The organism is Peribacillus sp. NPDC097264, assembly GCF_050277925.1.
In the GTDB taxonomy this organism is placed as follows: Bacteria; Bacillota; Bacilli; order Bacillales; family DSM-1321; genus Peribacillus.
Genome location: NZ_JBNNSR010000007.1, coordinates 217,038 through 238,995, shown reverse-complemented (window position 1 = coordinate 238,995; position 21,958 = coordinate 217,038). Strand labels below are relative to the sequence as shown.

Sequence of the window (21,958 nt, the reverse complement as noted above, 5' to 3'; positions counted from 1 at the left end):
CTTTACAAAAAGATAAAGGAAAAGTGAAATTTGGGAATATCTACAATGATGAAGAGAGAAAAGAGAAGAAAAAAACCTTTCCGGATTGGAAAGGTTCAAGTGTTGGATTATAAAAATAATGAAATAATATAGTATATGGTTGCAGCCAATCCTGCGGAAATTGGTAACGTGATGAACCATGTCACCAGCATGCTTTTGGCGGTTGTCCATTTTACCCCTTTGATTCGGTGAGCTGAGCCTACACCAAGTATTGAAGAGGAGATGACATGGGTTGTACTTACAGGCATATGAATGAAGGTAGCCCCTAAGATGATGGCGGCACCCGACATATCAGCGGCCACTCCGTTTATCGGGCGGATCTTCATGATTTTCCCACCGACCGTCTTGATGATTTTCCATCCGCCGATTGAAGTACCTAAGGCCATGGCAATCGCACAGGAAAGTTGTACCCAGAATGGGATGTCGGAGCTATGAGCAAATCCATTAGCCATTAAAGCCAATGTGATGATCCCCATCGACTTTTGCGCATCATTTGTTCCGTGTGTATAGGATTGAATCGCAGCCGTAAGAATTTGAATCCTCCGGAAACGTTTATTGGTCTTGCCTAAGTTATTATTTTTAAAGATGATCTTGAAGATGCTATACACGATAAAACCGACTGCAAATGCAATGATAGGAGATAAGATCAAGGCTTGGACGATCTTAGAAAACCCACTCCACTTGATGGAATCGAAACCACCTGATATTATGGCAGCTCCAGCAATGGATCCGATGATGGCATGGGAAGAACTGCTTGGAATGCCAACGTACCAGGTGACCAAATTCCAGATAATTGCAGATAGTAGGGCAGCAAGAATGACATAAGAACCATTATTTAAGGTAAATGGATCGACAATGTCCTTCGTTATGGTTTGGGCTACCCCTGTAAAGGTCAATGCTCCCAATAAGTTCATGATCGCAGCCATGATGATGGCGTGCCGAGGTTGTAGTGCCTTAGTTGAAACAGCAGTAGCGATTGCATTGGCCGTATCATGGAACCCATTGATAAAGTCAAAAACTAAAGCAAAGAAGATAATTGCAGCTGTTAAAATGAATAGACTACTCATGCATGTAAGACTCCCTTAATGTTCAAGTATGTAAATATAAAACCTAGTTTGCGGATACAAAGTGGACGAGAGATTAGTCTTGAAACTCCTACTATTTAGAATGGGAGTTATATCGATTGATTATTCTTTTGAAAAGGTGGCACCTACTTTTAACATTTTTTTGCCCAACTATTCAATTGTAACGAATTTCTTATCTATAAGGATAGATGTTTCGTCATTTTTTTACAAAATATTTTATTCATTCGATGAAAAATTACCTATTCATTCTTTTTTTAAATAATAATGGATAGTTTACCAAAGGATTTGGTGGATTGAAAGCTGAAAATTCCGAGGTGAATGGTTAGAAATGCAAGGTATCTGATGCTATAATTGGAAAATAAAACTAAGGGGGAATGTCACGTGATTTCAAGTGTTGGTGAGAAGATAACTTTACATAATGGAGTGCAAATGCCGCAGCTGGGCTTCGGTGTCTTTAAGGTGAAAAACGGTGAGGAAACGGTTGAATCAGTCAAGAAGGCGATTGAGGTAGGTTACCGTGCAATCGATACGGCCGCCATCTACGAAAATGAAGAAGGTGTGGGGCAGGCGATTCGGGAAAGTGGCATCCCACGTGAAGAACTGTTCATTACGTCGAAAGTATGGAATACGGAACAAGGATATGAAACGACCCTTCAAGCTTTCGAGGATAGCATGGAACGTCTAGGTTTGGAGTATTTGGACTTATATTTGATCCATTGGCCAGGTCAGGATAAATACCTGGAAACATGGAAGGCACTTGAGAAACTTTATCATGATGGAAAAGTGAAAGCGATCGGCGTAAGTAATTTCCATGTTCACCATCTGGAAAACTTATTGGCAAACAGTGAGGTTAAGCCTGTCGTCAATCAAATTGAATTACATCCATTGTTAACTCAAACCGAAATTCGTGATTACTGCAAAAAACATGATATCAAGGTAGAGGCGTGGAGTCCGCTTGGACGCGGGCATTTAATCGATGAACCTACAATCAACCATATTGCGAAAAAGCATGGGAAAAGCGCTGCACAGGTATTGATCAGATGGCACCTACAACATGATATCGTAGTTATTCCAAAGTCGATTACACCTTCGCGTATCGTAGAAAATGCTCAAGTGTTCGACTTTTCATTGAGCCTTAATGAGATGAACCAAATCGACGCCTTGAATAAAAATGAACGATTCGGTAGCAACCCGGATGAACTGATTTTTTAACCAGTTTCACGAACCCTAAAAAGAGTGCCCAGAGAAATTCTGGACACTCTTTTTTTTAACATATTATAGATGGAAACTGTCTATACTAACAGTGGAAGACGAAATGAAAAATAGTATATACCCCTTTCTCTACATCGATAATCTCTTTTTCGGTTCCAAAAAAATTAAAATAAAATAAGGTTTTAGATTTAGAATAAGGGGAAAATACTTAGTACAACAGCAAACAAGAAGAAAACACACACAGACATTAAGCGGTGTCCAATCAACTTCATTTTAAAATGACAATTACCTTTTTAAATAACCAAAAACATTCGCATTATTAAGATATGCGTACCAGGCATTATACCTTTTGAGTGTAAAGGTTATGGTGTTGATCGGACACGAATAATGAAAGTGATGAGTATTTCTTCAAGTCTGTTGAATAAAATTCATTTACTCAAGGAGGAAATATATTATGGGATTCTTATGGTCATTAATTATCGGTGGTATTATCGGTTGGTTAGCAGGTATGATTATCGGACGTGACGTACCATTCGGTATCGTTGGTAACATCATTGCAGGTTTTGTTGGTGCATGGTTAGGTTCATTAATTCTTGGAACTTGGGGACCTTCAGTAGCAGATTTCGCTATCATTCCAGCATTAATCGGTGCTATCGTATTTGTCTTCATCTTAAGCTTAATCTTAAGAGGAACAAGAAAAGCTTCATAAATAAAGAAAATGTAGCTGGCCTAAACGGCCAGCTTATTTTTTTTTGGGGAATTTCAAGGTAATCGCTTTTAGCGGTTGCCTTCTTTCCGTTAATTAATATAGAAGAAAGCATTATTTGCTATTTAAATATATAAAAATTATTGTCATTTACTTAATAAAAAGGATAAACAATCAATATATAGGATGAATGTAAAATTATGATGTTTTTAAAATAATAATAATTGTATACTGAAAAATAGGGGGGAGAATGATGATATCAAAAAAAATGATGGGGATGCTGCTTGCAGTCACGGGCTTATTATTAGTGGCAGGCTGCGGGAGTGAAGAGAAAGTTCAAGAACAGACGATTAAAGTGGGCGTTTCCGCGGGACCTTTTGAAGAAGTGGCCAAAAAGGTGAAAGAGGTGGCCAAGGAAGAGGGAATCAAAATGGAGATTGTCCCATTCAATGATTTCGTCACGCCTAACCGCGCCCTTGAAAATGGGGACTTGGATGTTAATGTATTCCAAACCAAACCATATTTAGAACAATATAACGAGAATCACAAAGCCAATATCGCAACGGTGGGGAAGGTTTTCACCACGAATATGGCTTTTTATTCGAAAAAATACAAAACGGTCGAGGAAATTCCTGAAGGGGCCACTCTAGGAATCATGAATGATCCTCTTAATCTGTGGCGTGGTCTTTTGTTATATGAAGAAGCGGGTTTAATTAAATTGAAGCCGGGTCTTGAAAACTACGCAACCATCCAGGACATCGCAGAAAATCCAAAAAAATTGAAATTCAAGGAGTTAGAAGGCGGTATGCTTGCTCCAGCGATGAATAGCCTGGACGTTGCGATTATCCCTAGTAATTTTGCAATCCAGAATGGATACGACCCGAAGGAAGATCCATTATATATCGAACAAGGGGACAAGTTCCCGATTTACTTGGCAACCGCAGAAGAAAATAAAGATAATGAAGACTATAAAAAATTAACTGAATTATATAGTTCCAAAGAAGTGAAAGCATTCATTAAAGAAAAGTACGATGGTGTGTTCAAAACGGTCGATCATCCTTTTGAATGAAAGGAGAGAAAGGCACAGTAAAGAAGGCTCTTTGCTGGTCCAAACCTGGAAATGAAGGATAAGTAGGGGGGCTAGAATGATCCAGCTGACTGATATACACAAAACATATGTAGAGGGAAAAAAAAGCATTCATGCCTTAAAGGGTGTATCCCTTTCCGTGAACAGGGGAGAGATTTTCGGTGTGATTGGTTTTAGCGGAGCCGGAAAGAGCACGTTGCTTCGGACGGTCAATCTGCTGGAAAAGCCGACTAGCGGAAAAGTCATTGTGAATGGAGTCGATTTACTGCAATTGAGTGAACGGGAATTGCGGTCATCCCGAAAGAAAATCGGGATGATCTTTCAGCATTTTAATTTGCTGGATTCCTATAATGTGTTTGATAATGTCGCAGAAATCTTAAGAATGAATAAGATGTCCAAACGAGAAATCAAGCAAAAGGTGGACGGTTTGCTTTTGTTAGTGGGCTTGCAGGATAAAGCGGGGGAATATCCTGCCCAGCTGTCAGGAGGACAAAAACAAAGGGTGGGGATCGCTCGCGCCTTGGCGATGGACCCCGAACTTCTTTTATGTGATGAGGCCACCTCCGCGTTAGATCCACAAACGACGGAATCCATTCTTGAACTTTTGCTTGATATTAATGAAAAAATGGGATTGACGATCATGCTGATCACCCATGAGATGGATGTCATTAAAAAAATCTGTGATCGGGTGGCTGTCATGGAGCAGGGGGAAATCATCGAACAGGGGTCAGTTCATGATATTTTCAGTACACCTCAAGCCCCGACGACGAAAAACTTCATCCGAACCGTTTTCGATGATACGGTTCCAAAAGACTTGTTGAATAAAATGCAGCATGGAAGTTCGTCCTATAAAGTGGTCAGGATCTCATTCAGGGGAGACGATGCACTTAATCCTGTGCTACATTCTCTTGCCGTACGGTTTTCCGTGGTCACCAATGTGCTAAGCGGTTCGATGATTTCAGTGAAAGGAATGCCACTTGGGATGATGGTGCTACATATTTCAGGTAAGGAAGAATCGATTTTACAGGCCATCGATTTTCTCGAACAGGCGGTTCATCATGTGGAAATAAAACGGGATTCAGAGGTGATGATGTCATGATGGAGAGATTGGTAGGGATGTCGCCGTTATTTACACAGTCGCTGTACGAAACAGTAATGATGGTTGGAATCACTCTTTTCGTGGCCACCATCATAGGCATTCCACTTGGGGTGTTATTGGTGATAACAAGAAAAGATCATCTAGCACCGAATAAACTGGTCTTTCTTATATTGAATATACTTGTTAACATCATCCGGTCCGTGCCGTTTATCATATTGATTGTGGCCATCATCCCTTTCACTGAATGGGTGGCAGGCACGGCGATAGGCGTTAAGGGCGCGATTGTCCCACTGATCGTATTTACCGCCCCGTATATCGCACGATTGATAGAAACGGCCTTGCTCGAAGTGGACCGCGGCATCATTGAAGCCTACTTGGCCATGGGAGCGACACGGACACAAATCATCTTTCGAATCATGTTACGTGAAGCTAGACCAGGGATCGTCCTTTGTTTGACGATTGCAACGATAGGGTTGATCGGAGCAACGGCAATGGCCGGGGCTGTGGGAGCGGGAGGACTTGGTGATCTGGCACTACGGTATGGGTACCAACAATGGGATCTTCCGGTCATGTTCCTGACGGTCCTCCTATTGATCTGCCTCGTTCAGCTAATCCAATCTTTTGGCAATTGGACCGCTGCTAAATTAAAAAAAGGATCATAATCAAAAAAAGCTGGCTCAAAGACGATGAGCCAGCTTTTTGGTATGGTTTATAACGCTTCAAAGATACTGGGCTTATCCAGGAAAGGTGCTTCGATGGCGATTTTTTCTTCGGAGATAGGATGGATGAATTCCATTTTCCTGGCATGAAGGGCCTGACGTGGAAAGGACCTCTTTCCGCCATACAGAGTATCCCCGGCCAATGGATGATTCAAGTGGCTGAAGTGCACCCGGATTTGGTGGGTCCTGCCACTTTCTAATGTGCAGCTGACAAGTGTCCGATTTTCTTTAGGGTACCGTTCAAGGACTTGATAATGAGTGATGGCTGTCTGTCCGGATGGAGATACTCTTCGTCTCGTCGCATGATGCCGGTCCCGCCCAATCTTTTCTTCGATTTTTCCTGCGTTTTTTTGAAGGATCCCTTCCACTAAAGCATAATAGGTTCTCTTGATGTTCCGTTCTTCAAGCATTCTATCGAGCATGGAGCCGGTCAGTCGCTCTTTAGCAAAAAGGACGGCGCCGGTGGTATCTTTATCGAGTCTATGAATATGTTTTATCATGCAGGTTTGGCCGGTTACCTGAAGGTGGTGGGCCACCCCGTTGATCAGCGAATTCCTATCACCGGAATGAGAGGGGTGGGTATCCATTCCTGCCGGTTTGTTTGCAATCAATAACAAATCATCTTCATATAAGATGGTGATTCCCAAATCTGTAGCGGGTACTCGATCATCATCAACGTGAAGCAACGGAATCTGGATCGTATCCCCTTCAGAAATTTTACTTGTCCAAGGAGTGATGACATCATTCACTTTTACTTCCTTACTCATTCTCCATTCATGAACAAGTTTCTTTGGAGCCTTCCAATGGTCTCTAAAAAGACCTTCTAATGTAAAACCATCCAATTGTTTATGTACAGTGATGAATAATTCATCGTTTTTTACTGTGAAATGTTTCAAATTTATTCCTACTTTCGTTGGATTAGATTGTATTTTTAAGAAAAAAATATATAATAATTACAATGAACTGTGAAAAAAGAATCATTAGACCTATTGAAAATGAGTCGGTGGGTTAAATTACCACATTATTTTTACAGTTTTTATGTTATTCTATTAAAAAAAGGATGAACCTCTAAGATTAAACAAACAAAGATAGGACCAAAGTATTTGAAAAAGGTGGTTTTGTTGTGAAGGTTGTCTCTCCATCAACGGAAGAACAAGAGCAAGAAATTGCTGATCTTGTTGAACGTTTCTACGAATCTGTATTTCCGAGTTACTTCACAAAAGATGAAATCCTTCATTTTAAAGAAATAGGCGTTTTACAGCCTAATAAGGGCCGTTTCACCTACAATGGTACACTGAGGGAAGCGTATCAGGTGATGACATGCCTTCAAGTCCTCCTAACCATTTTGGACAAGGAGGAGAAGGTGAATACAAAGGCAATTGAACGTAAATCAGATGAATTGTTCAAGCGTAACATTACACTTTTGAATGAATGCGGGATATTCTTCCCCTTTGATTCTAATCATTTTAACCGAATGAGCGAACATGTGGGAATGGAAGGTTTGCCCATGTACAATGTTCAAGTGGCGAATTCATACTTAGTATAAGGCAAATAAAAAGAACCGGCTATAACGGACTGTTCCCGTTATAGCCGGTTCTTTTTATTAATTGATGTCGTTTTCCTCGAACCATTCTTTAAAGTCTGACTTTTCATGGTAGCCAACTAACCGGGCTTTTTCTTTTCCGTCAACATAATGGATAATGGTCGGCGTGCTCTTTATCCCATAATCGCTCCATCCTTGCTCGAATTCCAATAAATTGTATTGAACAAGGTCAATGCCCATCTCTTCGGCCAGGGGTGCGACGACTGGGGTGGTTTTTTGGCAATGCACGCATGTAGGGCTATAATAGTAAACCGTCACTGCTTCTTTTTCCTGCAGGTCATTCTCTAACTCAGCGGGGAGAATCAGATTTTGATAATTGGGATCATCCAATTGATCGACGGTGGCGGATTTAAGACTATCTTTTCCGTAAGGATTGCCCTTTGCCTTTTCTTCTTTTTTCATATTTGTCACAACGCCCAATACGATAAATAGGGCGACGATTATTACTAAGAATATCGCAATCTTTTTCATTAAGCTGAAGCCTCCTTGGATCTTGTCCATACGATGTAGCTGCATAGGAATATAATGATGAATGCAACGAGAGCTAAGGCAGGGATCGTAATAAATCCAAACCAGTTAATATATTGACCTGTACATGGGACCCTTCCGCACGCAAGGGAATGGTCGGAAAAGAATGAAACCTTTTGAATCAAATAGTGATAGGTTGAAATGAGTGCACCGATACCGGACAATATCATGGTATAAAAGCTGATCCAATGGTCCTTACGAATGATGGCTATACCTAAAATGACTGTAAAAGGATACATGACGATCCGTTGATACCAGCAAAGTGTACAAGGTTCGTATTGCTTAATTTCAGAAAAATATAAGCTTCCAAACATGGCAATGATGGAAGCAGCCCATGCAATAAATAGCCAGTTTTCTTTACTGTCTTTTGTCTTGTTCATCGCTTCCCTACTCCACCTTCTTTTTCTTTAATAAAAGTATAGTCTGTATCGATGGCGTCTGTAAAATATATGTTCTTAAAATATGCTTCAGACGGGGTTTTTTCCAGGTACATAACAAGGGAATTAGGAGTTTCAAGTGTTATATTTTTAAAATTAGGGGTATAATCTTCGATGAAGAGAATAAAGGAGCCTGAGAAAAATGCCTAATTTAGACCTGCATAAATTTGAGAAAATCATGGAAATACGAAATATGAAGCTAGGGGACATAGACGAAATCATTGCTATGCAAGCGTCTTGTTTTCCAGGGATGGATCCATGGAAACGAGATCAGCTCGAGAGCCATTTGGAAATCTTTCCGGAGGGCCAATTCGTAGCTGAGTACGATGGCAGAGTGATTGGTTCTTGTTCAAGCCTCATTATCAATTTTGACGAATATGATGATCGCCATACTTGGGATGATGTAACGGATAATGGCTACATCACGAATCACAATCCAGACGGTTATAATCTATATGGAATTGAAGTCATGGTTCATCCAAAATTCCGCAGGATGAAAATAGGACAACGACTATATGATTCAAGAAAAGAACTAGCTGCACAAATGAACCTGAAAAGTATCATTATCGGCGGCAGAATTCCAAACTACCATAAGTATGCGGATGAATTGCTACCGAGAGAATATGTCAAGGAAGTGCAACTGCATAAAATATATGATCCAGTCTTATCGTTCCAGCTTTTAAATGGGTTCACCCTTATGAGGATCAATCCCAACTATTTGCCTGATGATCTGGCTTCCAATAAATACGCGACACTCATGGAATGGAATAATTGGGATTACCAACCGAAATCGAAGCGTTATTACAAGACGTCCGAACCTGTTCGGATATGCGTCGTGCAATACATGCTCCGTCGTATCGAATCATTTGAAGATTTCGCGAACCAAGTGGAGTATTTCACGGATGTAGCGTCCGACGCCAATGCTGATTTCGCTGTATTCCCAGAGCTGTTCACAACCCAGTTGATGTCGTTCTTAAATGAACGGTCTCCAAGTCTGGCAGTCAGGAAGCTTTCGGAATTCACGGAGCAGTACATTGAATTGTTCACGAAGCTTGCAGTAAGATATAACGTCAATATCATCGGTGGTTCTCATTTCGTTAAAGAGGAAGATGACAATATTTATAATATTGCCTACTTGTTCCGTCGCGACGGAACCATTGAGAAACAATATAAAATCCATATTACACCAAATGAAAGAAAGTGGTGGGGGATTAATGCGGGAGACCGCGTACGTGTCTTTGATACGGATTGCGGAAAGATCGCGATTCAAATTTGTTATGACATCGAATTCCCGGAACTTGCTCGTATAGCGACAGATATGGGTGCCAAGATCATTTTCACACCTTTCTGTACGGAAGACCGACAAGGTTATCTGAGGGTTCGCTATTGTGCCCAGGCACGTGCTGTGGAGAATCAGGTCTACACAGTCATCTCCGGAACTGTCGGGAACTTGCCACAAACGGAAAACATGGATATCCAATATGCACAGTCTGGAATTTTTGCCCCTTCAGACTTCGAGTTTGCCCGTGATGGTATCGTAGGGGAAACGAGCCCTAACCTTGAGATGGTGCTTATCGGCGATGTTGATCTGGAAATCTTACGACGGGAGCGTCAATCCGGTACGGTAAGACAATTAAAAGATCGTCGCCATGACATTTACAAATTGCAATACCAAAAAGGAGATAAATAAGGATTTACATGTGCTCGTGACGAAAAAGCAACAGTTGCTTTTTCGTCACGAGCCTTTACTTCATTTATGGGGAAAAATATGTTAATTTTATAATAGGGTTAATACATAAAATTCAAAATATGGGCGTTGAGAGGAGATGTTGGAGATGGAATGGAAATCTTTCTACACCGCTTGGGCAGGTTACCAGAATTTAAATGGGGAATTACGTGTCCTGCTCGAGGAAATGCAACGGGATGAAGCAAAACTCGAAGATGCCTTTTATAAGAACTTGGATTTTGGGACAGGTGGCATGCGTGGGGAAATTGGAGCTGGAACGAACCGGATGAACCTATATACGGTTCGAAAGGCAACGGTGGGACTGGCACAATATATTTCATCATTCGGGGAAGAGGCAAAAAGTAGAGGGACGGTCATCGCCTATGATTCGAGGCACAAGTCACCGGAATTCGCACTGGAAGCGGCTAAAACATTGGCGACTTTCGGTGTGAAAGCCTACTTATTCGATGAGCTGCGACCAACGCCTGAATTATCGTTTGCCGTCCGGGAGCTGAATGCCTTTGCTGGAATCGTGATTACAGCAAGCCATAACCCTCCTGAATATAACGGATACAAAGTTTACGGACCGGATGGTGCACAGTTGCCTCCAATAGCCGCGGACCAGGTCATTCAGTACGTGAATGCCATTGAAAGTGAACTTGATATACAAATTAAAGAAGTGGAAGCGTTAAAAGAGAAGGGGCTTATCGAGATCATTGGGGAAGAGTTGGATATCGCTTATAATCGACAGCTGTTGACGGTTCCTGAGAATCCGCATTTAGCCGAAGAAATGGATGTGTCACTTGTCTTCACCCCTCTTCATGGGACAGCCAATAAATCGGTTAGGCGCGCACTTAAGGACCTGGGGTATCACAATGTCCATGTCGTCAAGGAACAGGAATTGCCCGATCCGGACTTTTCGACGGTGAAATCTCCTAATCCTGAGGAGCCAGCCGCATTTGAAATGGCCATCGAACTTGGCAATCAGGTGGAAGCCGATCTATTGATTGCAACGGACCCTGATGCCGACCGGTTAGGGATTGCCGTGAAAAACGAAGCGAATCAATATGTCGTTTTAACTGGTAATCAAACGGGAGCCTTGTTCTTGGATTACTTATTGAGTCAGCAAAAGGAAAAAGGGACGATTCCTCAGAATGGAGTGGTCTTGAAAACAATTGTGACTTCGGAAATCGGGAGGACGATTGCAAAGTCCTACGGGTTGGAGACGGTGGATGTTCTGACCGGATTCAAGTTCATTGCCGAGAAAATAAATGAGTATCAGAAAACCGGGGCACATAGCTTCGTGTTCGGGTATGAAGAAAGTTATGGCTATCTAATCAAGGATTTCGCCCGTGATAAAGATGCCATCCAAGCAGCGGTTCTTGCTGTTGAAGTATGTGCTTATTACAAAAAGCAGGGCTTGACCCTTTACCAAGGCTTGATGAATGTCTTTGAAAAATACGGATTCTATTTGGAAGGGCTACGTTCATTAACTCTAAAAGGAATGGAAGGGGCAAAACAGATCCAAGGAATATTGGATCGATTCAGGCAAAACCCACCTATTCAAATCGGGGGTATCCCCGTAGTCATCGCCGAAGATTATCAGAACGGTAAAAAGTACGATTTGAGAACGACTGTTGAGGAAGTGATTGAACTTCCGACATCCAACGTTTTAAAATATTTCCTCGATGATGGAACGTGGGTATGCCTCCGTCCTTCAGGTACCGAACCGAAAATTAAATTCTATTTCGGGGTCCAAGGAAGTTCCCTGCAGGAATCGGAAGATAAGCTTTCCGCCGTCATTAACGATTTCATGAGTGAAATAGAAGCTTTGGTGTAATAAATAAAGGGAGAGCGAAGGCAAGTTCTTCGCTCTTTGTTCCGAAATAGGATAGAAATGGAATGTCTCAAATTCAAGGAAATTACGCATGGACTTTGGTATACTGATTGAGGATAATGGGATATTTTGATGAAATATATTTCAGACCTATCATTTCAAACTTACCAAGGAGGGGAATATCCATGAAATTAGTCATCATTAATGGTTCACCACGTAAACAAGGACGTACAGGGATTGCTTCACGCTTCATATCTAAACAATACGGAGCAGAATTAATCGATTTAAGCAATAGTGACATCCCTTTATATACCGGGGAAGGCGAGCAATACCAATTGAAAGTGATTCAAGATCTTCGCACAAGCATCGAAGAAGCGGATGGTGTCATTTTAACGACGCCGGAATATCACGGTTCTATGAGTGGTGCTTTGAAAAATGCGTTGGATTTCCTAAGCAGCGATCAATTCACACATAAACCAGTCGCGCTTCTTGCCGTTTCAGGCGGAGGTAAAGGTGGAATCAACGCGTTGAATTCCGTGAGAACGGTAGGCCGCAGCCTTTATGCGAACGTGATTCCAAAACAACTAGTACTTGATCCGCACTGCTTCGATTACGAAAATGACGGATTGAATGAAGAATCCGCATTGCTTGTCGACGCTTTGATGGATGAATTGAAAATGTATGCAAGTGCATATGCGACAATAAAGAAATAATGGAAAAAGGGGTCAGGTATGAAAATACCTGACCCCTTCCTTGTTTCCATTAGGGTTTCACCAGCCATAGTTTAATCCCTGATAAGCAACTTGCATAATATTTCCCATTTTGTACAAACTATTGTTGAACTTCCGTTACATATTCATATTCACTCGTCTGTTCAGCAGCATGATCGAGATAACGAAATAGGGCATACAGCTGAGATTGAACGATTTGGTAATCATGCTCAAACCGATATGCGTGTAAAAAATGCTCAATTTTCTTCGAAAGAATGTGATCTTTCGTTCGTACCATCAAAACTAAAAGGCTGTCCCAATCCGATCGGTGTGTGTGAAACAACGCCTGATCATAATCCGCTATCCTCATATCATTCTCCTCCTTACTAAGGAGCTATTTGTATTTTGTACAGAATGGGCAGAAGCTCTCCTTACAATAAGTGGTGATATAGAAAAACCGCGTTTGTTGTTTTTTACCTGAATAATAATCAAAGGTGAGTTCATGAAAAAAATCATTTTGCTTTGGTGGATCTGTTTTCTGCTTTATCCTTCATACGCATTCTCTGAACAGCTATATTCACCTGAAACAATGGAAAAAGATCTTCTGGAAATGGAAAAAAAGTATCAACTAAAAACGGTAACAATCGGTGAAACTGAAAAAGGAAAACCGATAAAGGCCGTTAAACTTGGTAGGGGGCAGAAGTCGATTTTAATGGTCGGTGCCCATCATGGACGGGAATGGCTTAGTACGATGATTCTGATGAAGATGCTACAAAATTATGCCTCCGCCTATCAAACAGGTGAGCCAATCGGTGATATCCCCTCGGACTTATTGGATGAGGTCAGCATCTGGTTCATCCCGATGTTAAATCCTGACGGGGTCAGGATCCAGCAGGGTGATTTCTCTCACTTAAATGTATGGGAGCGAGTGGCGGTCTGGAAAATGAACGACTATAGCACAGAGTGGTCCCGGTGGAAAGCCAATGCGAATGGCATCGATTTAAACAGGCAATATCCAAGTGGTTGGGATGACATAATCAATGAAGCGAAACAACCCACGTATCAGTTTTATAAAGGAAAACGTCCACTGATGGCATCGGAGGCAAAAGCACTTGTGTCCTTCACGAAGAAGCTCGACCCCCTTATTGCTGTTTCCTACCATACGTCTGGACGGGAAATATTTTGGCACTATCACAATAAACCTAAGAACATGGCAAGGGATTACGGCATAGCGAAGAAAACGGCAGAGCTAACCGGTTATGAACTGACCATCCCGGAAAAGGAAGCAATAGGCAGTGGATTTACGGATTGGTTCATTACCGAATTCGAGCGGCCGGCGCTGACCATTGAACTTAGTTATTTAGTGGAGGAAACGAATCCACCCTTGTCCGTATTTCCCGAAGAATGGGACCGGAACCGTCAAGTGGGGATGATGCTTGTCCAAGAAGCGAATCGATTGAATAACTATTGAGATGTTATACATAATAAGACTAACAAGTGAGAATGGTGGGAGGTAAAGGGATGAAAAAACTTCTGATGCTGGTCATGGGGCTCATGATACTAACGCAAATGGCTCCAAGTGCACCACTTGCTGCAACCCCGGATTACGAGAAATACGGGAAGATTGCCATCACTGTCGTTCAGGCCGATTATCCTGGAGACGATGTGACCGACTATCAATATAAAGGACGTAAAAAGTTAGGCAATAAACAAGTGGAAGACGACTTTGTATTCATAGTGGTGGAAAATGGCAAGGAATTCAACGTCATCGTTACCGTCCAGCATGATCTGGAGAATAAAAAGCTTCTGAGCTTGAAGGTCATGGAACAGAAAAGAAAATGAATGCAAAGGAATCAGCACCTTCTTTTTATCGAAGGTGCTTTTTTCTATGTCCGTAGTTGCATCTGCATCCATATCTAGATTGTTTTGGTTCTGACCTATGATACACTAGAATTAACATAGTTTTCCTGTGAATAGTTGCATGATCAGTGGAGGTGTATCTATGCCCGATCTTTCCAATGAGGAAGAGTTAACAGGTGGGAACGTTTCGAAAGTATATCGTGCAGGTGATACCGTCAGACGGGAAATGAAGCCAAATGGCCAAAGGATTCATGCGTTATTAAAGCACCTGGAGGGAAAAGGTTACGAATATGCCCCTAAATTCCTTGGTATCGATGATAAGGGCAGAGAAATTCTATCTTTCATTGAAGGAGAAGCGGGGAATTATCCTCTACAAACATACATGTGGTCAGAAGATGTCTTACGGGAAATCGCGAAGATGCTCCGTCTTTATCATGATGCTGTAAGCGACTTTACATTGGATGATCATTGGCAAGCAATCGATAATACCCCACAGCAAGCGGAGGTGTTATGCCATAATGACTTTGCCTTTTACAACATCATTTTTCAAAATGAACGGCCGATTGGCATTATTGATTTTGACGTGGCTGGACCTGGACCACGACTTTGGGACATCGCGTATACGCTTTACACTTGTGTTCCATTAAGCAGATTGTATCTTACTGAGACGGGTGAGACGGTCCATTATCATTCCGTTCACGATGCTTCCCGCATAAAAAACAGGGTTAGATCATTTTTTGATGCTTACGGTGAAGGAATTGCGGAGAATTATATCGAGATGATCCTGTTACGATTAGAAGGATTATGTAAGACAATCACAAGAAGAGCAAGTGAAGGTGATCTTGCCTTTCAAAAGATGGTGGAGCAAGGTCATCTTGAACATTACCGAAACGAAATGACATTCATTTCTGAGCATAGGAAGGAATGGACGTAAACATAAAAGAAGCTTAATAGAAGATTGAAGGGAACTTCTTAACGAGGAAGTTCCCTTCATTTTGTTCGGAAATCCATTTTTCCATTGCATTTATAAGGAAGGAACAAGTATAGTTAATAACAGATTAAATACAGCAAGATTTTAGGGGAATTATAATGAGAAAGTTTAAAAAAGTATATGTCGAAATAACGAACATATGTAATCTGAAGTGTAATTTTTGTCCGAGTTCTAGCTTGCAGAGGACATTGAAATTTATGAATCCAGAAGGTTTTACGCACGTGATTGAAAAGATAAAACCACATACGGACCATATATATTTCCATCTAATGGGTGAACCATTTTTGAATAAAGATTTGGGCACGTTCCTGGATATTAGCGCCGAGAATGATTTGAAAGTGAATATTACGACAAACGGCACACTGATTCAAAAGGTGAAGGATAAGCTTCTGTCCAAAAAAGCGCTTCGTCAGGTGAATATTTCCCTTCATAGTTTTGAAGCGAACGATACGAGCAATAGCCTGGAAAGTTACGTAAGTAATATAACGGATTTCATTAATGAGGCAAATGCAACGAGTGAAGTGATCTGTGCCATACGACTATGGAATATGGATTCAGATGAACTTAAAGCGAGTAATGGGTTGAATGATGATATTCTTTCGATGTTGGAAGAGAAGCTTTCACTAGACATTCGTTTAAGTGAAGCCCTTCAGGAAAAGAATAATATCAAACTGAAGGATCGGGTTTATATCAATATGGCGGAAAAATTCGAGTGGCCGGAACTTGACCGCGATATCATTGATGAAAATATTTTCTGCTATGCATTGAGAGATCAACTAGGAATCTTGGTGGATGGTACGGTGGTTCCTTGTTGCTTGGATAGTGAAGGAAAGATACCACTTGGGAATATATTCGATTCATCCCTAGAAGAAATCCTGGATGGCGAACGGGCGAAGAATATGTATGATGGCTTCTCGAGAAGATGCGCCGTTGAAGAACTCTGTAAACGATGTGGCTACGCAAAGCGCCACAAAAAATAAAAGATAGATGTAACCCACGGAGATACTCTTCGTGGGTTTTTTCGAATTCATTTTGATTATTTTATTAAAATATTCAGAATATTATTGATTTATCGAAAGGTGGGTGTTAGAATGTTCTCTATTATCAGTGAAGTTAGAACTTCGAATCTATTTAAAAAAAGTATACGATTCATTTTTGTTACTGAAGGGAAGGATTTTATGGATGTTCAGCAAAAAGCAAAAGAGATATTCCCGGCATTAACGACTGGGCAAAAAAAAGTGGCCAAATACTTGTTGACTCATGCCCATACATTTGCCGTCAGTCCAGCTCAAGTGTTAGGGAAAGAAATTGGCGTGAGTGAGACCACGATCATTCGCTTTTGTTATTCGCTAGGGCTAAGTGGTTTTGCTGAACTTCAAAAACTGATTCGCAATCAGCTGATTTTCGAGAGCAGTAGCTTGAATGAATACCATACTTCTAAACTCGAAGTCGCAAACGAGCCAAACTTCATGGCACAAGTGATGGAACAAGATATCGAGAGCATCAAAAAGACCATACATAATCTATCAAATGAGGATTTTACAAAAGCGGTGGACAAAATTACGTCAGCCGATAGTATTTTAATTTCCGGACATCGTTTATCCTTTTCGGCCGCACATTGGCTGACGTTCACACTAAGGCTTGTGAAGGAGGATGTTCATTTATACCGGCCGGATACAGACGATATCTTTTTACAATTGGATAAAATGACGGAACGTTCCGTTTTCATAGCGATATCCTTTCACCGTTATGTGAAAGAAACGGTGAAAATTACGGAGATGGCTAAACAGGCTGGGGCCTTTGTGATCGGGATTACCGACTCCGAACTTGCCCCTCTTGCAGATTTCGCGGATGTCTTATTACCGGTATCAACGCCGAAGACTTCGACCATCGATACAGCACCTGTTTTATTTTCCTTATTGAATAGTTTAGTAGCGGGTGTCTCAATAAAAGACGAACAAGGATTCAAAGATAGAAAGTCTAAATACGACACATTTAAACAGGATGATTTTTTCTTCTGAAGGGGAGTTGGAAATGGATATAACACAATCGCTTGTAAAGTTAAGACCACGGATCATCGAGATATTTGACCATCTGCACGCTCATCCAGAAACGAGTTGGAATGAAGTGAAGACAACAGACTTCATTGCGGACATTTTAACGGAAAACCAATGTACCGTGACAAGATTTTCCGACTGTACCGGCGTGATTGGTGAGATGGGGGAAGGCCGGTTCACGGTGGGCCTACGATCGGATATCGATGCATTATGGCAAGAAGTGAATGACACATTCCAGGCCAACCATTCATGTGGCCACGATGGGCATATGACTCTGGCTCTTGGCGTTTTCCTTGTATTGAAGGAAATGAACTTTCAACCAAAAGGGAAACTCAAATTCCTTTTTCAGCCTGCAGAAGAAAAAGGAACGGGTGCCTTGAAGATGATTGAGGAAAAAGTCGTCGATGATATAGATTTTCTGTATGGCGTGCATGTAAGGCCTGCGGAGGAAGTGAGCGATGGCCAGGCGGCACCAGCCATCGTTCATGGCTCAGCACAGTTCATAAAGGGCGAAATCCTAGGAACGGATGCACATGGTGCAAGGCCCCATCAAGGTCAAAATGCAATCGAGATCGGGGCCTCTTTCATCACATTGTTGAACAGCATCCATCTTAATCCCTCCATCCCTTATTCCGTGAAAATGACGCAGTTTTCTGCAGGCGGGGAAAGTTCGAATATCATTCCAGGGAAGGCTACTTTTTCGCTGGACTTGCGCGCCCAGGATAATGATGTCATGAAGGAATTGACCATGAAGGTGAAGAAAATCGCACAAGCTCTGGCCATTGCCAATGGCGTTGAAATTACCCTTGAACCAAGTGCATATGTAGCCGCTGCACATGTCGACGAACAAGCCCAAGCCATCATGGCAGAAGCCATAACAGATACACTCGGTAAAGAAAATTTGGTGCCTCCCGTCATTACGACTGGTGGAGAGGATTTTCATTTTTATACGTTGAAGAAACCGACCATTAAAGCGACGATGCTTGGATTGGGTTGTGGCTTAACGCCAGGCCTGCATCATCCACTTATGACCTTTAATAAAGAAGCGCTGCTTTCGGGGATCGAAATTGTAACGAAAGCCATCCTTCTTACTTTCGATAAATATGGAGAAGGGGATCGCCATGACTCATGAATTACACATCAAATCATTATCGACATTAGAAGAGTTACAAGAGGTGCAACAATTGGAGACGCTTGTATGGGGGATGGATTCCATACCAACCCACCAGACGCTGACGGCAGTTAAAAACGGGGGGCTTGTCATAGGCGGTTACCTCGATGAGCAGTTAGTGGGCTTTCAATACAGCTTCCCTGGATTTAAGGATGGCAAGGTCTTTCTTTGCTCACACTTGTTGGCGATCCACCCGGAACATCAAAAGAAGGGATACGGAAGATTGCTTAAATTGGCACAAAAAGAAGAAGCACTGAAAAAGGGCTACGACTTAATTTGCTGGACATACGATCCATTGGAAAGCGTGAATGCGAATTTAAATATCGGAAAACTTAAAGCAGTTTGCCGTACCTATATGGAAGATTGCTACGGAAAGCTTGAAGGCTCACTTAATGAAGGGCTGTCGACAGATCGCTTCATGGTGGAATGGACGATCAATCAAGATTTGCAGGCAGATGCGAATCTCCCTAGTGAAGCGGCACAACTAGTGACGGTAGAAAAGGATGAACAAGGTTTTCCAGTCATCACGGAATATAGGCTGGATACATATGCAGACATCATTGCCATTCCGATACCAACGGAGATACAAAAAATGAAGAAGGAAAATCTTTCGTTGGCGATTGATTGGCGTTCGAAAACAAGAGAGATATTCAAATACCTCTTTGCCCAGGGATATGCTGTAGTGGGAATTGAACGGATCAAAGAGGACAACATTCAACATTACATCTTACAAAAACAGAAATAAGTGGGGGAATTAAACATGAAAATAAAAGAAGTGCGTTTACGTCATCTGAATATGGATTTGATTGCTCCATTCACAACTAGCTTTGGTACATTCGTGGATAAAGAGTTTATTTTAGTAGAGGTGAAAAATGAAGCGGGATTATCAGGATGGGCTGAATCTGTAGCTTTTGCCGCGCCATGGTATAACGAAGAAACCATCAAAACGAACTGGACGATGCTGGAGGATTTCCTGATTCCGCTCGTGCTTGATAAAGAAATAGAGCACCCGGGTGAAGTAGCGGAACTGTTCGCTCATATTAGGAAAAATAATATGGCGAAATCGGCAATCGAAGGAGCTATTTGGGATCTGTACGCGAAAGAAAAGAACATTCCACTGAGCACGGCACTAGGTGGAGAGCTGGATAAAATCGATGTCGGCATCAGTATCGGTATCCAAAAAACCGTTCCAGATTTATTGAAAAAAATCGAGAATGGACTGAAAGATGGTTATAAACGAATCAAGATAAAGATTCAGCCGGGCTGGGACGTCGATGTTATCAGGGAAGTACGTAATCGTTATCCGGATGTACCGATCATGGCGGATGCAAACTCGGCTTACCGTTTGAAGGATATCGAATTATTGAAACAGCTGGATCAATTCGATTTAATGATGATCGAGCAGCCTTTGTCATCGGATGATATTGTCGATCATGCGACATTGCAAGCGAGCATCACAACACCGATTTGCTTGGATGAAAGCATACATTCCGTCGAAGATGCCAGAAAGGCGCTGGATTTGGGAAGCTGTAAAATCATCAATATCAAGATTGGTAGAGTGGGTGGCTTAACGGAAGCTAAGAAAATTCATGATTTATGTAAAGAGCGAAACGTGCCAGTATGGTGCGGTGGCATGTTGGAATCTGGGGTCGGTCGTGCACATAATATCGCATTGACCACACTTGATAATTTTACAATGCCTGGAGATACGGCCGCTTCTGCGAATTATTGGCATAAAGACATCATTAAGCCGGAAGTGACGGTGGAAGATGGGGTCATCACCGTGCCAAAGACGGCAGGTATTGGATACGAAGTAGATACGACCATTGTCGATGAATTTACCTCCTATAGTAAACGATACAAAAATTGAGCAGGTTGAGTCCGCCAAGCTTTGGTATTTTCTTACTGAAGATTGGCGGAGCTTTAAACGTGAGGTAGCCAAAAGCTACCCATGCACTAAATTGTCAGAATTATCTTTAAATTTGGGTGGATTTCCATGAAGAACAGTATCAATCTAGCAGGCGCATATATTGGAATCATCATAGGGGCAGGTTTTGCTTCAGGACAAGAAGTATTGCAATTTTTCACGAGCTTTGGAATCTATAGTGTATTGGGAATTGTCGTAGCGACTGTATTATTCGCTTTCCTTGGAATGCAAGTTACGGAGTTAGGGAGCTCGCTTCAAACACGCTCTCATAAAAGCATAATCGATCACCTTTGTGGCCGTCATCTAGGCAGGGTTGTCGATGTGATCATTACCTTTTTCTTATTTGGCGTAACGGTGATCATGATTGCAGGTTCCGGATCTATTTTCGAAGAACAATTTGGCATCCCAAGTATCGTGGGTGCCGCGATCATGACGATCCTCACCATTGGAACGCTTTTGCTTAAAGTCGATAAAATCATGTCGATCATTAGTGCCGTAACGCCATTCTTATTCATCATCATGATTGTCATTGCGGGTTATTCATTCTTTACATCAAATCTTAGCTTCAGTGAAATCATTGCCTCATCCAGTAAAGAAACGGCCGCAACGGGAAATTGGCTAATGGGTTCATTGCTATATGTTTCTTATAATATGACGGCTGGAATCGCGATGTTGGCCGTAATGGGAGGCACAATGAAAAGCAAGAAAGAAGCAGGAATGGGAGGCATTTTAGGCGGGATAGGTTTAGGGATTTTATTACTTCTAATCAATATGGGGATGATGTCCGACCTTAAATCGATTGAGGGAGTAAGCATGCCCACTCTTTATTTAGCAAATGAAATCTCGCCTTGGTTGGGAAATATTCTGTCCGTAGTGCTGTTAGGCATGATTTATAATACGTCAGTTGGTATGCTGTACGCATTTACTGCTAGACTTGTACCTTCCGAAACAAAGAATTTTAAAATCTCGGTCACCGTCGTAGGGATGTTAGCTTTCCTTGCCAGCTTTGTTGGCTTCATTAAATTGGTTGGTACGGTATATCCTCTTACAGGATATTTAGGTTTTGTCATCATTGCAGCTCTTATCATTTCGTGGGTTCGCTCAAAAACGAAAAAACGGGCATTACATGCAGAAATAGCCAAGTAATAGTAAGAAAGAGTGCCT

At 41.8% G+C, this 21,958-nt stretch carries 23 protein-coding genes; 18 read left to right on the top strand and 5 right to left on the bottom strand.

All coding sequences use genetic code 11. The features are described from left to right. Positions 1 to 107 precede the first annotated feature (107 nt). The gene (locus tag ACQKL0_RS13435) at positions 108 to 1,106 is read right to left on the bottom strand and encodes an inorganic phosphate transporter (RefSeq protein WP_402867527.1); all 999 of its coding nucleotides are present in this window, start codon (positions 1,104 to 1,106) and stop codon (positions 108 to 110) included. Positions 1,107 to 1,553: 447 nt separating this feature from the next. On the opposite strand from ACQKL0_RS13435, the gene ACQKL0_RS13430 reads away from it, so the two are divergent. The 5 genes from ACQKL0_RS13430 (at position 1,554) to ACQKL0_RS13410 (ending at position 5,890) form a co-directional block, all read left to right on the top strand. Beyond that, entirely contained in the window at positions 1,554 to 2,336 is a 783-nt protein-coding gene (locus ACQKL0_RS13430; RefSeq protein ID WP_402956022.1) for an aldo/keto reductase, read from the top strand. Between the two features lie 454 nt (positions 2,337 to 2,790). Then, positions 2,791 to 3,045, top strand: coding sequence for a GlsB/YeaQ/YmgE family stress response membrane protein (locus ACQKL0_RS13425; RefSeq protein WP_402867528.1), 255 nt, complete (start codon positions 2,791 to 2,793; stop codon positions 3,043 to 3,045). Between the two features lie 250 nt (positions 3,046 to 3,295). Next, on the top strand, positions 3,296 to 4,111 hold the full coding sequence (locus ACQKL0_RS13420; RefSeq protein ID WP_427688060.1) for a MetQ/NlpA family ABC transporter substrate-binding protein: 816 nt from the start codon (positions 3,296 to 3,298) through the stop codon (positions 4,109 to 4,111). 76 nt (positions 4,112 to 4,187) lie between these two features. Next, complete coding sequence (locus ACQKL0_RS13415; RefSeq protein WP_402955297.1) at positions 4,188 to 5,228, top strand: methionine ABC transporter ATP-binding protein; 1,041 nt, start codon at positions 4,188 to 4,190, stop codon at positions 5,226 to 5,228. Then, positions 5,228 to 5,890: a methionine ABC transporter permease gene (locus ACQKL0_RS13410; RefSeq protein WP_427688118.1), complete on the top strand. Its 663-nt coding sequence runs from the start codon at positions 5,228 to 5,230 to the stop codon at positions 5,888 to 5,890. The genes ACQKL0_RS13415 and ACQKL0_RS13410 overlap by 1 nt, the downstream gene beginning before the upstream one ends. Before the next feature lie 47 nt (positions 5,891 to 5,937). Here the strand turns inward: ACQKL0_RS13410 and ACQKL0_RS13405 are convergent, their stop codons facing one another. Beyond that, on the bottom strand, positions 5,938 to 6,843 hold the full coding sequence (locus ACQKL0_RS13405; RefSeq protein WP_427688058.1) for an RluA family pseudouridine synthase: 906 nt from the start codon (positions 6,841 to 6,843) through the stop codon (positions 5,938 to 5,940). Between the two features lie 227 nt (positions 6,844 to 7,070). Here ACQKL0_RS13405 and ACQKL0_RS13400 point away from each other — a divergent pair, with 227 nt between their 5' ends. Further along, on the top strand, positions 7,071 to 7,493 hold the full coding sequence (locus ACQKL0_RS13400) for a DUF5365 family protein (RefSeq protein WP_402955303.1): 423 nt from the start codon (positions 7,071 to 7,073) through the stop codon (positions 7,491 to 7,493). A gap of 57 nt (positions 7,494 to 7,550) precedes the next feature. Here the strand turns inward: ACQKL0_RS13400 and ACQKL0_RS13395 are convergent, their stop codons facing one another. Both ACQKL0_RS13395 and ACQKL0_RS13390 read right to left on the bottom strand, forming a co-directional pair. Next, positions 7,551 to 8,021 (bottom strand): thioredoxin family protein, encoded by a 471-nt coding sequence (locus tag ACQKL0_RS13395; RefSeq protein ID WP_407408519.1) that lies wholly within the window; start codon positions 8,019 to 8,021, stop codon positions 7,551 to 7,553. Next, positions 8,021 to 8,458 (bottom strand): disulfide oxidoreductase, encoded by a 438-nt coding sequence (locus tag ACQKL0_RS13390; protein WP_427688055.1) that lies wholly within the window; start codon positions 8,456 to 8,458, stop codon positions 8,021 to 8,023. The genes ACQKL0_RS13395 and ACQKL0_RS13390 overlap by 1 nt, the downstream gene beginning before the upstream one ends. 199 nt (positions 8,459 to 8,657) lie before the next feature. On the opposite strand from ACQKL0_RS13390, the gene ACQKL0_RS13385 reads away from it, so the two are divergent. The 3 genes from ACQKL0_RS13385 to ACQKL0_RS13375 all read left to right on the top strand — a co-directional run bounded on the left by ACQKL0_RS13385 (position 8,658) and on the right by ACQKL0_RS13375 (position 12,791). Further along, positions 8,658 to 10,205 (top strand): GNAT family N-acetyltransferase, encoded by a 1,548-nt coding sequence (locus ACQKL0_RS13385; protein WP_402867535.1) that lies wholly within the window; start codon positions 8,658 to 8,660, stop codon positions 10,203 to 10,205. 145 nt (positions 10,206 to 10,350) lie between these two features. Next, positions 10,351 to 12,081 (top strand): phospho-sugar mutase, encoded by a 1,731-nt coding sequence (locus tag ACQKL0_RS13380; RefSeq protein ID WP_427688053.1) that lies wholly within the window; start codon positions 10,351 to 10,353, stop codon positions 12,079 to 12,081. A 182-nt stretch (positions 12,082 to 12,263) separates the two neighbouring features. Next, on the top strand, positions 12,264 to 12,791 hold the full coding sequence (locus ACQKL0_RS13375) for an NADPH-dependent FMN reductase (protein WP_402990656.1): 528 nt from the start codon (positions 12,264 to 12,266) through the stop codon (positions 12,789 to 12,791). A 118-nt stretch (positions 12,792 to 12,909) separates the two neighbouring features. On the opposite strand, the gene ACQKL0_RS13370 is transcribed toward ACQKL0_RS13375, so the two are convergent. Beyond that, positions 12,910 to 13,158: a YhdB family protein gene (locus ACQKL0_RS13370; RefSeq protein ID WP_402867538.1), complete on the bottom strand. Its 249-nt coding sequence runs from the start codon at positions 13,156 to 13,158 to the stop codon at positions 12,910 to 12,912. A 132-nt stretch (positions 13,159 to 13,290) separates the two neighbouring features. Here ACQKL0_RS13370 and ACQKL0_RS13365 point away from each other — a divergent pair, with 132 nt between their 5' ends. From ACQKL0_RS13365 to ACQKL0_RS13325, 9 genes are all read left to right on the top strand, one after another. Beyond that, entirely contained in the window at positions 13,291 to 14,259 is a 969-nt protein-coding gene (locus tag ACQKL0_RS13365) for a M14 family zinc carboxypeptidase (RefSeq protein ID WP_427688051.1), read from the top strand. A 50-nt stretch (positions 14,260 to 14,309) separates the two neighbouring features. After that, complete coding sequence (locus ACQKL0_RS13360) at positions 14,310 to 14,630, top strand: DUF3889 domain-containing protein (RefSeq protein WP_427688049.1); 321 nt, start codon at positions 14,310 to 14,312, stop codon at positions 14,628 to 14,630. 160 nt (positions 14,631 to 14,790) lie between these two features. Beyond that, on the top strand, positions 14,791 to 15,582 hold the full coding sequence (locus ACQKL0_RS13355) for a phosphotransferase (protein ID WP_427688047.1): 792 nt from the start codon (positions 14,791 to 14,793) through the stop codon (positions 15,580 to 15,582). A gap of 155 nt (positions 15,583 to 15,737) precedes the next feature. Then, positions 15,738 to 16,619 (top strand): radical SAM/SPASM domain-containing protein, encoded by an 882-nt coding sequence (locus ACQKL0_RS13350; protein WP_402867542.1) that lies wholly within the window; start codon positions 15,738 to 15,740, stop codon positions 16,617 to 16,619. A gap of 198 nt (positions 16,620 to 16,817) precedes the next feature. Then, positions 16,818 to 17,660 carry a MurR/RpiR family transcriptional regulator gene (locus ACQKL0_RS13345; RefSeq protein ID WP_402990643.1) on the top strand — a complete coding sequence of 281 codons (843 nt, stop codon included), beginning with the start codon at positions 16,818 to 16,820 and terminating at the stop codon, positions 17,658 to 17,660. 13 nt (positions 17,661 to 17,673) lie between these two features. Further along, positions 17,674 to 18,828, top strand: a complete 1,155-nt coding sequence (locus tag ACQKL0_RS13340) for a M20 peptidase aminoacylase family protein (protein WP_402990640.1) — start codon at positions 17,674 to 17,676, stop codon at positions 18,826 to 18,828. After that, entirely contained in the window at positions 18,818 to 19,612 is a 795-nt protein-coding gene (locus ACQKL0_RS13335) for a GNAT family N-acetyltransferase (protein ID WP_427688045.1), read from the top strand. Before ACQKL0_RS13340 ends, ACQKL0_RS13335 begins: the two co-directional genes overlap by 11 nt. A gap of 15 nt (positions 19,613 to 19,627) precedes the next feature. Next, on the top strand, positions 19,628 to 20,737 hold the full coding sequence (gene menC, locus ACQKL0_RS13330; protein ID WP_403123386.1) for an o-succinylbenzoate synthase: 1,110 nt from the start codon (positions 19,628 to 19,630) through the stop codon (positions 20,735 to 20,737). 126 nt (positions 20,738 to 20,863) lie between these two features. Beyond that, a complete protein-coding gene (locus ACQKL0_RS13325) occupies positions 20,864 to 21,940 on the top strand; it encodes a YkvI family membrane protein (RefSeq protein WP_427688042.1) in 1,077 nt (358 codons plus the stop codon). The last annotated feature ends 18 nt before the right edge of the window (positions 21,941 to 21,958 follow it).